Source organism: Rhodococcus sp. MurmanLake-1, from assembly GCF_056945715.1.
Genome location: NZ_JBWZNF010000003.1, coordinates 235,064 through 246,848 on the forward strand (window position 1 = coordinate 235,064; position 11,785 = coordinate 246,848).

The 11,785-nt window shown below is 62.3% G+C and carries 10 protein-coding genes; 2 read left to right on the forward strand and 8 right to left on the reverse strand.

Annotated elements, in window-relative coordinates; genetic code table 11:
- Positions 1 to 33: 33 nt before the first annotated feature.
- The 6 genes from menC to AC2ETI_RS11120 all read right to left on the reverse strand — a co-directional run bounded on the left by menC (position 34) and on the right by AC2ETI_RS11120 (position 6,548).
- On the reverse strand, positions 34 to 1,149 hold the full coding sequence (gene menC, locus AC2ETI_RS11095; protein WP_042950884.1) for an o-succinylbenzoate synthase: 1,116 nt from the start codon (positions 1,147 to 1,149) through the stop codon (positions 34 to 36).
- A complete protein-coding gene (locus tag AC2ETI_RS11100) occupies positions 1,146 to 2,084 on the reverse strand; it encodes a GNAT family N-acetyltransferase (RefSeq protein WP_003945514.1) in 939 nt (312 codons plus the stop codon). The genes menC and AC2ETI_RS11100 overlap by 4 nt, the downstream gene beginning before the upstream one ends.
- Positions 2,085 to 2,086: 2 nt before the next feature.
- A complete protein-coding gene (locus AC2ETI_RS11105) occupies positions 2,087 to 3,181 on the reverse strand; it encodes a M20 family metallopeptidase (RefSeq protein ID WP_020968524.1) in 1,095 nt (364 codons plus the stop codon).
- 160 nt (positions 3,182 to 3,341) lie between these two features.
- Positions 3,342 to 4,199 carry a tryptophan 2,3-dioxygenase gene (locus AC2ETI_RS11110; protein WP_019747028.1) on the reverse strand — a complete coding sequence of 286 codons (858 nt, stop codon included), beginning with the start codon at positions 4,197 to 4,199 and terminating at the stop codon, positions 3,342 to 3,344.
- 14 nt (positions 4,200 to 4,213) lie between these two features.
- Positions 4,214 to 5,494 carry an MFS transporter gene (locus tag AC2ETI_RS11115; RefSeq protein ID WP_021342959.1) on the reverse strand — a complete coding sequence of 427 codons (1,281 nt, stop codon included), beginning with the start codon at positions 5,492 to 5,494 and terminating at the stop codon, positions 4,214 to 4,216.
- Positions 5,495 to 5,702: 208 nt separating this feature from the next.
- Positions 5,703 to 6,548, reverse strand: coding sequence for a M55 family metallopeptidase (locus AC2ETI_RS11120; protein ID WP_019747026.1), 846 nt, complete (start codon positions 6,546 to 6,548; stop codon positions 5,703 to 5,705).
- Positions 6,549 to 6,751: 203 nt separating this feature from the next.
- On the opposite strand from AC2ETI_RS11120, the gene AC2ETI_RS11125 reads away from it, so the two are divergent.
- Entirely contained in the window at positions 6,752 to 8,227 is a 1,476-nt protein-coding gene (locus AC2ETI_RS11125; RefSeq protein WP_020906335.1) for an amidohydrolase family protein, read from the forward strand.
- A 47-nt stretch (positions 8,228 to 8,274) separates the two neighbouring features.
- Positions 8,275 to 9,585, forward strand: a complete 1,311-nt coding sequence (locus AC2ETI_RS11130) for an alanine racemase (protein WP_483633906.1) — start codon at positions 8,275 to 8,277, stop codon at positions 9,583 to 9,585.
- Positions 9,586 to 9,609: 24 nt separating this feature from the next.
- Here AC2ETI_RS11130 and AC2ETI_RS11135 read toward each other — a convergent pair whose 3' ends face one another.
- Entirely contained in the window at positions 9,610 to 11,061 is a 1,452-nt protein-coding gene (locus AC2ETI_RS11135) for a sensor histidine kinase (RefSeq protein WP_256063759.1), read from the reverse strand.
- The gene (locus AC2ETI_RS11140; RefSeq protein WP_007734368.1) at positions 11,058 to 11,774 is read right to left on the reverse strand and encodes a response regulator transcription factor; all 717 of its coding nucleotides are present in this window, start codon (positions 11,772 to 11,774) and stop codon (positions 11,058 to 11,060) included. The genes AC2ETI_RS11135 and AC2ETI_RS11140 overlap by 4 nt, the downstream gene beginning before the upstream one ends.
- Between the last annotated feature and the right edge of the window lie 11 nt (positions 11,775 to 11,785).

The following is an 11,785-nucleotide window of genomic DNA, read 5'->3' on the forward strand; positions in this document are numbered from 1 at the left end:
CGTCCTGTGAACGAAGTGTGTCATAGTGATTCGTCAAAGCCGATCCATGCCGATCCATTCGACCGACGTGGTGATTGCTTCGAGCAGGTCAGGGATCGGTTCGACGCCGATGCCCGGCCCTTCCGGAACCTTCACGTAACCGTTGTCGAGTACGAACGGCTCGGTGATGTCTTCGGCGAAGTACCGGTCGGAAGCCGACGTATCGCCTGGTAGTACAAATCCGGGGAGCGCGGCAAGGGCGACGTTGGCAGCCCTGCCGATTCCGGTCTCGAGCATTCCGCCGCACCACACGGCAATTCCGTTGGCCTTGCAGACGTCGTGGATACGACGCGATTCCAGATAACCGCCCACACGTCCCGGTTTGATGTTCACCACGCTGCACGCACCGATTGCCAGCGCGTCGGCGGTGACCTTCGCGGAGGTGATCGACTCGTCGAGGCAGACCGGCGTCCGCATCATCTCGGCCAGCCTGGCGTGGCCACGCAGTTCCTCTTCGGGAAGCGGCTGCTCGATCAGCAGGAGGTCGAAGTCGTCGAGCCGCTGGAGATGGCGCGCGTCAGCCAGGGTGTACGCCGTGTTCGCGTCGACCTGGAGGAGTACGTCGTCGCCGAACCTCTCGCGGACTGCGCGAACCGGCTCGATGTCCCAGCCCGGTTCGATCTTCAGTTTGATGCGCAGGTATCCGGCGTCGAGGAACCCGGCTACCTCTTCGAGCAGTTCGTCGATCGAATTCTTGATACCCACCGAAACACCCGCGGGTACGCGATCGACTACTGCACCCAGGTACGAAGACATGCTCGTCCCGGCGGCCCGTAACTCGGCGTCGAGAAATGCGGTTTCCAGTGCCGCTTTGGCCATGGGGTGTCCGGCGAACTGTTCCATCGTCGCGCTCAGTGCGTGCACGTCGGGATCGGTGAGTTCGCCCAGAGACGGAATCAGGAACTTACGAAGGACTTCGGCGGCGCCGTCCGTGTATTCGGAGCAGTAGCGAGGCTCGGACATCGCAACGCACTCGCCCCAGCCCGCCGACTCCGAGGTGACGACCTTGACGAACAACACGTCCTTGGTGGTCTCCGTGCCGAACGAGGTTCGGAACGGCGCCTTCAACGGCATTGCTGCCCGGCGTAATTCAACTCCGTCGATCTTCACGATGTAACCTCCGCTGTTGTCCTGCCTGCCTGTGTTCCCGGCGCACGGTCCAGTACATATTTTCCGGTCCTGGTGACTGCGAGAACCACTCCGTTCTCGGCGAGCACACCCCCGAGAGTCTCGCGGACTGCCAGGCGCCAGTCGTTCGCTGCCGCCGGGTCCGACTTACGCAGTGTGTACACGTCATTCGGTGTAGCCACCGTGACGAATCGATTCTTGGTCGACTTCAACACGGGCAGACCGGCTTCGGAGATCGACAACAGTTCGCTCGCTCCCAACGACTCGGGAGTCGGGACCTCTCCCGAACCGGCGACGACGTCGGAAACCTTGCTGCTACCGATTTCCCAGTCGATCAGCAATCGGTCGCTGTCTGCGCCGCCGTTGAGACTGTCGTTCATCGGCGCGTAGAAACGCGGCAGATACTGGATCGGGAACGCACCGAGTTTCGAGACGTTGAAGTAGGCATTGCGAGCGACGAGCGGGTCGAAAGTCCACCGCACGTGGAGAATTCCTCGTTCCAGTGCCCACGCTCGCTGGAACAGTTTCAACGCGAGGCCGATGTGCCCGTTCTGCACGTTCGGCAGGATCCCCGTGATGTGTGAATGCAACGAACGATGTTGCGGTTCCTCGAAGAATGCAACCGAGCCGCCGATCAGATCTCCGCCACGAAAAGCGCCGGCGACGTAGTTACCGGAGTGCGCGAGCGCTTTCATCATGTCCCGATGGACGGGAGGGTTACCGCTCTCCGGCTGCCATACCTTCTCGAACAGACCGAATACCTGTTCCAACTCGGCATGCCCGGTGACGGTTTCGATAGTCACACATGCAAGCAGGGCGGCTTGCTCGGCCTGGCTGATTGCTTGCCGCATCCGTGAAGGCGATACACCTCCGAATGGTTGAACGGTCTTGCGTTGGACATTGTTCGGCGACGTCATCGTCACAGTCCTCCCTCCAGGATTCGAGTCACCAGACCGGCCAACAAGGTGGCGCGCGGGATCATCTGATCTATCTCTACGTGTTCTGTCGCTGCGTGGGCACCACCGCCGACGGCACCGAGGCCGTCCAACGTGGGAGTTCCGACTGCGGCAGTGAAATTTCCGTCCGACGCACCGCCGACTGCGCAGTCGCGAAGCATTCCCAACCCGCTCTCACTGCTGACCTGGTGAGCGAGAAAGTACAGCTTCTCCGAAGACACTGATTCCAGTGGTCCGCGGTTGGGTCCTCCGGACACCGAGATTCGGCTTTCGGCCAGCGCCGGTGTCAGCGCACGGATCGAACGGTCGATGCGTTCCTGTTCCTTCGCGGACCACATGCGAACGTCACACCACAGTTGCGCTTGCGCTGCAACGGTATTGGTCGTGGTTCCGCCACTGATCACGGACGGCACCACCGACGTTCCCGCCGCCGGGTCCGCGAGCTCCACCACGGCCTGAATCTGATGTGCGAGCTCAACTACAGCGTTCACACCTCGCTCCGGTTCCAGTCCGGCGTGTGCAGCGCGTCCCTCGATGTCGACGCAGTACAGCGACATACCCTTGCGCGCGGTCTTCACCGCGCCGTCGGCGGCGGCCTCGAGTACCAGCACAGCGTCGACCTGACGGGCTTGCTCCTCGATCAGTGCGCGTGAGGTCGGGGAGCCGATTTCCTCGTCGGAATTGAGGAGCACGACCACCCCGTCGAGCGACGGAAGCGATGCGAGCGCATGGAAGAGCTGGACGATGCCGGCCTTCATGTCGAAGACTCCGGGTCCGGTGGCGATGTTGTCGGTGACCGACCAGGGCAACTCCGCGAGCGTTCCGAGCGGCCAGACGGTGTCGAAATGGCCCAGGAGCATCACCTTCGGCTCCGCGCCGAACGACCAACGCAAGTGCTGGCGTCCGTCGATACGGATACGTTCGGGGGCGCTTCCGAGATGGCGTTCGCCGATGTCGGCCACCACGTCCGCACATGCATCGACTGCGCCGAGGTCGGAACTGGGCGACTCGGCGGTTACCAGCGCCGCCAGGTCCGCCACCATTGATTTCTTGTCCACTCCGACGCTCTCCTGTCACCGACTTGCAACTTCGCAGTCAAGCTTGGCCGAAGCGACCCTGTCGGATCTTGTCCAAGACTCCTGTCCTTCGGGCTCGGATTCGTCGTGCGTCACGAACAGCTGGGTGTGACAAGCAACTGTGTGTCATCAAGCAGGTGTGTCAGGTACCGATCTCTGTTCGGGCGGCAAACAGCTCAGGGAAGAAGCTCAACTCCAGCGCACGTTGCAGGAACCCGGCACCACCACTCGAACCGCCGGTCCCCTTCTTCATGCCGATCACCCGCAGCACCGTCCGAAGGTGCCGGAACCGCCACAGCTGAAAGCTCTCCTCGAGGTCGACCAACTCCTCGAATGCCTCGTAGGCCGTCCAGTGCTGTTCGACGTTCTCGTAGATTGCCTTGACCAGCGGAATCAGCTCGTCGTTGCGCACGTAGGGCGCGCTGACGTCTCGTTCGAGAGCCGACGCCGGAACGTCGTAACCCTGCCGAGACAGGTACCGCCAGAACTCGTCGTACAGCGTCGGCTCTCCGAGCAGGGTCTCCAACAATCGATGGGCGGACGGATCCGATTCGAACACCTTCAGCATGCCGGCGTTCTTGTTCCCGAGCACGAATTCCACGGCGCGGTACTGGTACGACTGGAACCCCGACGAGTTGCCGAGAACGCCCCTGAACTCCGCATACTCCGCCGGCGTCAGTGTCGCCAACACGGACCACTGTTCGGTCAGAGTGGCCTGGATGTGTTTGACGCGTGCGATCCGCTTGAATGCGACCCGAATGTCGTCGGCAGCGATCGCTGCTCTGGCCGCCCGTATCTCGTGGAGAAACAGCTTGAGCCACAACTCGCTGGTCTGGTGCTGAATGATGAACAAGAGTTCGTCGTGGTGTTCCGGCTCGCTCACCGGATGCTGCGAATCCAGGAGGGTATCGAGTCCGAGGTAGGCCCCGTAACTCATCTTCTCGGAAAAATCGGTGACGACGTCGTCTTCGATCTTCCGTGTGCCGTCCGTTGCCGACATCTTCAGTCTCCTTCTCAGAATTTCGCCGGGGTCTGCGGAACGATCATGGCCACCAATGCGGCAGCGCTCGTCGCTCCGACCAGGACTCCGAATGCAGCCATGTACGAGAACTGGTCCACCATCCATCCCATCACGAGCGGGGTGATGAAACCGGCGAACTGACCACAACCGTTGATCAAACCCATTCCGGAACCGAGGAATTCGGAAGGAAGTGCCCGCAACGGCATCGCGAAGATCGACATCGAACACAGACCGCTGATGCCTAGAGCCAACGTCTCGTAGAACGTGAACATCGCGACGGTGTCAGCGGTGGTCATCAGGAACAACAGGACTGCCGACGTGGCCATACACGGAACCAGAAGAATCCGAGCCCGGTCGTGGAAGTACTTGTCCACCAACCGCCCGCCCACAATCGTGGCCAGCGCCGTGACGATGAAAGGGATCGCGGCAAAGATTCCCGTGTCGATCAGCGAGAGTCCCTTGTCGTTGAGCAGATAACTCGGCACCCAGGTCATCAGACCGTACGCGGACATGTTGGCCAGGCAGAACAGAATTGCGAACTTCCACACCGACGCGGACTTAAACACCGCGGCGCGAGAGTGCTCGCTCGCCAGAGGTTGCAGCGCAGCCTCAGGATCTTCCGAGATGTCCGTGTCCAACGGTGCCGGCAGCACCAACCACACCACCGTGCCGATCACAGCGCCGACGATGGCCACCAGCCAGAACGCGTCACGCCACCCCACGGCCATGAGGACCGGCGCGATGATCAGCGGTGCGACGCCGGGGCCGAGGTTGTTGGCGCCGAGCATGAAACCCATCGCGGTCGCTCTGGTTTTCGGACGCGTCCGCTCAGCCAAAGCCTTGAACGACGCCGCCGGAAAGAGCCCCTGGCTGATACCGAACATCGCACGCATGACCATCAGCGAGATGAGACCCCACGCGAACCCGGTCAACGCGGTGAACACCGACCACAGGATCAACGCCACGATCAACAGTGGCCTGGGTCCGAAGCGGTCGGCCAACATTCCGCCGGGGACCTGCCCGAGCATGTAGAAGATCGCGAAGACCGAAACCACACCACCCAACTGCGTACTGCTGAGCGAGAATTCGTCGCCGATCATCGGAAGCGCAAGCCCGATCATGACGCGATCCACCATGTCGATCAACCAGATAGTACTGAGCAGCCCCACCGTAACGGTGGTTGTGCGACGAATCGACCTGTTGTCCAACATGTTTCGAACCGAACCGCCGGTCCCCCGCGATGATTCTTCCACTGTGACGCGTTCCGCCTTCATCAAGCCTCCCGAATTGTCTTGTGCCGCATGGACTAGAACATTGAAAAGACTGATGAAGTGTGACAGCGAACACGTCTACCGCATTGGTCCGTTTCACCAATACCTGAAGCAACGTTTGGTCGGTCGGAACATGTTCTGCCCCAGTAGATGACAAATGCCGCCGACGCACACGGCGTCGGCGGCATTTCGCGATAGAGTCGCTACTTCATCACGTGCGATTGGCGACTGCCACGATCGTCGAGACGCCTGCGGCTGCAAGCCGAGCATTGACAGTGATCAGGCCGAGAATGTCGTCGACGCTGCCGAGTGTGTGCGAAATCGTACGATCCGAAATCCGTCGTGAGCCGGGAACAGCCTCGGCGAGTTCAGCTCCCGTAGTGGTGGGGTGAACGATCTCGAGGGTCCATTCGTCACGCAGCTCGACCGGCTTCAGTGTGTCGGCCTTGCGCACTGCGCGCTCGGCGCCTGCTCGGATCTGCTCGCACGCCAGCGACGGCGGCAGCGAATTGGTTGCCGACCATCCGTGTGCCTTCTTGACCTCGACGGTCTCGGTTGTCGGCGAGGCCGCGTCCACCAAGCCACAGATGATGTCGTCACCCGTCACGAGACCGACGGGAACGCCCTGGGTGGCAGCGTAGAGGGTGTTGACGTCGGTCTCGGAGACGGACTTGCCGTCGAGGCGGACGTCGGCGAACAAACTCGAGAACGTGTGCGCCAGGACGCCGGGTCCACCAGCTGGTGCGTGATAGCCGACAAACAGGGCGACGTCGTGATCCGACGTCATTCCCTCGGCCATGCACTGCATCTTGGGTGATCCGAAGATCAGGCGCGCCCGTGGATCCAGATCGGCGTGAAGCAGGTTGTCCATCGTTCCGTGGCTGTCGTTGACCAGGACACTCGTCGCACCGGCGTCGAACGCACCGGCGATCGCAGCATTGGTCTCGGCGGTCATGAGCATCTGCGCACGGTGGTAGCCGCCACCGCCGCGGATCGTCTGATCGAGCGTCGCGATACCCGCGATACCCTCCATGTCCACCGAAATATAGACGTGCATTCCTGTCCTCCATCGATCTCAATCGGCTGAATTGATAACTTCGCTTTCACCTTCACACTCGACTGCATTCGTTTCTTGTCCGGTCGAACGGTGAGTCGGCCTCCATTTGGGACGTTCACACCAGAATCCGATACCCGAGCCGTGAAACCATCGGGACATTCGCCGGGCCAGGCGGTTCGACCAACGACAGGAGTGCAGCGCTGATGCAGGTCCACGACATCGTGTTCACCGGCGGCCGCGTCGTCGATCCCGCATCGGGGACCGACGAGGTTCGGGGCATCGCGATCACCGACGGCAAGGTCTCGGCGTGGGGTCACGACGCGATCGAGGCTCGGCAGACGATCGACGTGACCGGTCAGGTGATCTGCCCCGGATTCATCGACCTGCACAGCCACGGACAGGAAATCGCCGAGCAGCGACTTCAAGCGTTGGACGGAGTGACGACGGCCCTCGAACTGGAGGCAGGCGTCATTCCTGTTGCGAAGGCATATGCGCGTGCCGGTGCCGAGGGGCGCCCGATCAACTACGGCTACGCGACGTCGTGGGCGCACGCCCGCATGATCGAACTCTCGGGCGCCGATCCCGATGGCGACATCAGGACTCTCCTGCACCATGTCGGTTCCCCGAGCTGGCAGGGAGAACCGACCGCCTCCCAGCGTGCACACATTCTCGAACTCCTCGAAAACGATCTGGCTGCAGGCGCTCTCGGCATCGGCGTGGTGGTCGGATACGCCCCGAAATCCGATCCGGCCGAGTACCTGCAGGTGGCGGATCTCGCGGCCCGAGCCGGTGTTCCCACCTACACCCATGCGCGCCCACTCATTTCGGCCGACCCGTCGAGCCCGGTGGACGGCGCCGTCGAAATCGCCCGTGCAGCAGCCGAAACCGGCGCGCACATGCACTACTGCCACGTCAACAGCACCTCGGGAATGCACGTCGACCATGCACTGTCCGTGGTGGCTCAGGTCCAGGCAGCCGGATCTCGCGTCACGACAGAGGCGTATCCGTACGGGTCAGGGTCCACGGCCGTCGGAGCTGCGTTTCTCGATCCAGACAAGCTGCATCTGATGAATCTGACACCCCGATCGCTGACTTTCGTGCCCACCGGTGAACGTATCGCGGACCGCAAGCAGCTGGAACATCTTCGGGCAACGGACCCCGGCGGACTGGTACTGGTGGAGTTCCTCGACGAGAACGACACCGTGCAGCGCGAATTCCTCGAACGAGCGATGACTTTCGACCGCGCCGCCATCGCGAGCGACGCGATGCCACTGACCTGGCCAGGTCGTACCGCAGCGGACGCGTTGCAGTGGCCACTGCCGGAGAAGGCGCTCGGCCATCCCCGCGGCGCCGGCACCTATGCGCGAGCGATTCGTACGCTCTACCGCGAGCGTCAACTGCTGTCGCTGTCGGAGATCATCGCGCGCTGCTCGTTGATCCCCGCGCAGATTCTGGAGGAGTCGGTTCCCTCGATGGCGACGAAAGGTCGGATCAGCCCCGGTAGCGACGCGGACATCCTCGTTTTCGACCCCGAGCGAATCACCGACAACGCCACCTACATCGACGGCACCCGTCCCTCCACCGGAATCAGCCGCGTGCTGGTCGGCGGCGTACCCGTCGTCGAAGGCGGTGCCGTGGTCCAGGACGCGTTGCCCGGTCGCCCGGTACGCCGCTCGTAGCCGGATCTCGTTCTGACCTGCATAGTTCTGACAGAAAGTCACCACACATGAACACATCGTCTGCAATCAACGGCACAATCGATGCCATGACGGATTTCGCGAACCCCCCGATCGGTTGGCAGCACAAGGCATTCGGCACCGACCTCGAAGGTCGCGACGGCTCCGACCTGGAGCCACTGGGGATCTCTGCGCTCGACGGCAACCTCCTGCTACCCGTGATGACACTCGATCGTGCAGCGATCGCGCACAATGTCGACCTCATGGCGCAGTTCTGCTCCGATCACGATGTGGATCTGGCGCCACACGCGAAGACCACGATGAGCCCCGAATTGGTTCGTCGGCAACTCGACGCCGGGGCTTGGGCGATGACGGCGGCAACCGTTGCGCAGGCACGCATTCTGCGTGAATTCGGTGTGGACACGATCATCATCGCCAGTCAGGTGCTCGATCCCGCCGGCATTCGGTGGATCTGCGACGCCCAGGCCACCGACCCCGATTTCTTCGTCACCACCCTCGTGGACTCGGTCGAGAGCGTCCGCCTGATGGAGCAGTTGATCGCGAAAGTCTCACCGGCCAGCCGTATCCGGGTTCTCGTCGAACTCGGCTACGACAGCGGACGCGCGGGCGCTCGCACTGTCGAGCAGGCACTCGACGTCGCACGCGCAGCATCGCAGGCACCTTCGTTGATTCTCACCGGAGTCGAGGGGTTCGAGGGCATGATGCCCGGAGCCTCGGTAGCAGCCCGCCGTATCTCCGTCGATTCGTATCTCAAATCCGCGCGGGTTTTCACGGAAATCTGTGTTGCCGAGAACCTCTTCGAGAACAATTCTCCGAAGGCTCCCCGGCCACTGGTCACTTTCGGCGGCAGTGCGTTTCACGATCTCGTTGTACGCGAACTGGCCGGACGGTGGGCACTCGACAACGGTGTACGCGTCGTGCTGCGCAGCGGTTGCTACATCACCCACGATCACGGTCTCTATGCCGAGACTTCGCCATGGGCAGACGGACCACGAACCCTGCAGGGAGCCGCAGAGGTCTGGGGCGTAGTGCTCTCCATTCCTGAACCCGGCCGCGCGATCCTGGGCTTCGGCCGCCGCGACGTCGGTTCCGACGCAGGCTTTCCCATAGTCCTGTGGCGCCGACGCGACGGATCCAACCGATCAGCGCGAGAACTGACCATCACCGCGCTCAACGACCAGCACGCGTACGTCGACGTTCCGGCTGACTTCGACGTGAAGGTCGGCGATCTGCTCGGTTGCGGAATCTCGCATCCCTGCACCACGTTCGACAAGTGGTCACTGATTCCCGAGGTCGATTCGGATTACCGCGTCGTCGGCACGGTGCACACCTACTTCTGAGGGGCCGGTTGCGGTAATCCGGCGTCAGTCGTCCTTCGGGTCACGCGGCAATTCGACGCGGAACGTCGTCCCCTGCCCGAGGGAGGTCTCGACGCTGACGGTTCCGTCGTGCGCTGCAACCAAAGCCGAAACGATGGACAGGCCGAGACCGGCGCCCCCGGTCTCACGGGTGCGAGAGGTGTCGGCGCGGTAGAAACGCTCGAAGATCCGCGCGGCATCCTCGTCACTCAAACCCTGACCGGTATCCGAAACCTCGACCACCGCGGAGTTCTCGGTCGTACCGACACGAACGGTGACCTGCGCATCCGGCGGAGTGTGTTTGATCGCGTTGCCCACCAGATTGGCGACTACCTGACGCAGCCTGGCCTCGTCACCCTGCACTTCGGGCAGGCCCGGGCCGCCGGTCATCTGAAGTTCGACAGTTCGATCCGGTGCGATCGCTCGTGCCGCCTGTACCGAATCCGCCGCAACTGCAAGCAGATCCACCGGCTTGTTCTCGAGTGGACGCTGTTCGTCGAGTCTTGCCAGCATGAGCAGATCTTCGACCAGAAGTCCCATCCTCGACGCCTCGCCCTCGATCCGGTTCATCAGCGTTTCCGTATCCGTCATGGCGCCTTGGCGATACAACTCGGCGAACCCACGAATAGTCGTCAAGGGTGTGCGCAACTCGTGGCTCGCGTCGCCGACAAACCTACGCATCTTCTCCTCGGAACGCCGTGCTGATTCCTCCGAAGCCTCGGTCGCGGCAAATGCGTGTTGAATCTGCGCGAGCATTCCGTTGAGCGCCACCGACAGTCGGCCGACCTCGGTGCGGTCGTCACGCTCCGGGACCCGTCGATGAAGGTCGCCGGCGGCAATGGCAGCGGCAGTTTCCTCAACCTCGACCAGCGGACGAAGGCTCCGACGAACCACGAAATACGCTGCGCAGCCGAGGATCAGCAGGACAACCAGGCCGATGCCGAGTTGCAGGCCGACCAAGTCGTCGACGGTCTGTTCGATATCCGTCAGTCGCACACCGATAGTCGTGGTCGTGCCGTCGCGAACCGTCGTGAGAACTCGCCAGTTCACGTCCGAACCGTCGCTCGATCCGACGGTGATCGGGCCGTTGGTGGAATCTTTCGACAGGTCGGGTTCGGTTGTCGTCGACTTGTCGTTGAGAGTGAACACCTTCCCGTCCGGGGTCACCGTCCGAACGAAGAAGGGACTGGGCGGACGAGTTTGCGGACCGACATCGCTGGGTGGCTGCAAATCTCTGGTGTGCGGCTTTGCCCAGCCGTCGACCGCCTCGTACAGCGTTTTGTCGGTTCGCTGGGTCAGTGAATTCTCGAGAGCAGAAGTGACCGCGACGCCAGACGCCAACAGACCCAGTGCCGCCAACACCAGCAAGGCCGCAACCAGGGTGAAGCGCAGCGGCAGTGAATGGAGACGGAAACGACCCCGCTTCGGAAGCTGATCGTTTTCCGCGGCGGCGATCATTGCCGCGGTTCACGCATCACGTAGCCGACCCCACGCAATGTGTGAATCAGCGGTGTCTCCCCCGTATCCACCTTGCGCCGCAGGTAGGACACGTAGGACTCGACAACTCCGACCTCCCCGCCGAAGTCGTAGTTCCAGACGTGGTCGAGAATTCGAGGCTTACTGAGAACCGTCCCGGCGTTGACCATGAAGTATCGGAGCAGTGTGAACTCGGTGGGCGAGAGTGCAACCAACTCACCCTTCTTCCAGACCTCGCGGGTGTCGTCGTCGAGTTCGATGTCGGCGAACTTCACCCGCGGCGACTGCTCCGGTGCGACACCGCGGCCGGCGCGGCGCAGGATGACCCGCAACCTCGTCACGACCTCTTCGAGGCTGAACGGCTTGGTCACGTAGTCGTCCGCGCCGAGGGTCAGGCCGCTGATCTTGTCGTCGAGCGAATCCTTCGCCGTCAGAAACAGGACCGGTGCGTCCACACCGTCGGCACGGAGGCGTCGAAGCAGACCGAAGCCGTCCATCCCGGGCATCATGACGTCGAGAACAATCGCGTCGGGACGGAATGTCCGCGCGACGTCCAGACCTTGGGCTCCGCTCGAAGCAGTCGCCACCTCGAAACCCTGGAATCGGAGGCTCACGGAGAGCAACTCCACGATGGTGGGTTCGTCGTCGACGACGAGGATGCGGGCTTCGGGGGTCTTGTCGGTCACGAGAACCATCTTCTCCCCTG